This window comes from Polaromonas sp. P3_C2, from assembly GCF_056402675.1.
Genome location: NZ_JBFUGX010001219.1, coordinates 1 through 618 on the forward strand (window position 1 = coordinate 1; position 618 = coordinate 618).

The 618-nt window shown below is 53.6% G+C and carries 1 protein-coding gene; it reads left to right on the plus strand.

Annotation, left to right across the window (positions count from 1 at the left end; all coding sequences use genetic code 11):
• Positions 1–17: 17 nt before the first annotated feature.
• A partial coding sequence (locus AC1DWI_RS25710; RefSeq protein WP_477726264.1) for an ABC transporter transmembrane domain-containing protein occupies positions 18–618 on the plus strand: 601 nt, incomplete at its 3' end.

Genomic DNA, 618 nt, shown 5'->3' on the forward strand with positions numbered 1-618 from the left:
TGGTGTTCTTGGGCGTCATGTTTTATTACAGTGTGGCGCTCACTCTGATCGTGATTTGCTCTTTGCCGGTGTTTTTTGTCGCGTCTTGGCTGATCACGCCGCTTATGCGCAAGAAGCTGGAAGACAAGTTCGCGCTGGGTGCCGAAAATCAGACATTTCTTGTGGAAACCGTCACTTCCATGGAAACACTCAAGAGCCATGCCGTGGAAGGTGCATGGCAGCGGGATTGGGAGCGGCGACTGTGTGACTATGTGACGGCCGCTTTTGAAGCGGGCCATTTGGGCAATGCCACCAACCAGTTTATCGGCCTGGCCAGCAAAGTATTGACGGTAGTGCTGTTGTACTTTGGTGCCAGGCTGGTGATTGACGGTGACATGACGGTGGGTGGCCTGATCGCTTTCAATATGTTGTCGGGCCGTGTCAATGCGCCCATCCTGAAGCTCGCTTCATTGTGGCAGGACTTTACCCAAATGAAGGTCAGTATCAAGCGCCTGGCCGACATCATGAATGCCACCCCCGAACCCGTGTTTCAGCCAGGCCGTAGTACTCCGCCAGCATTGGAGGGTAGGGTGACATTCGAAAATGTTTCGTTTCGCTATACCCAAAATGCTCCGGAGG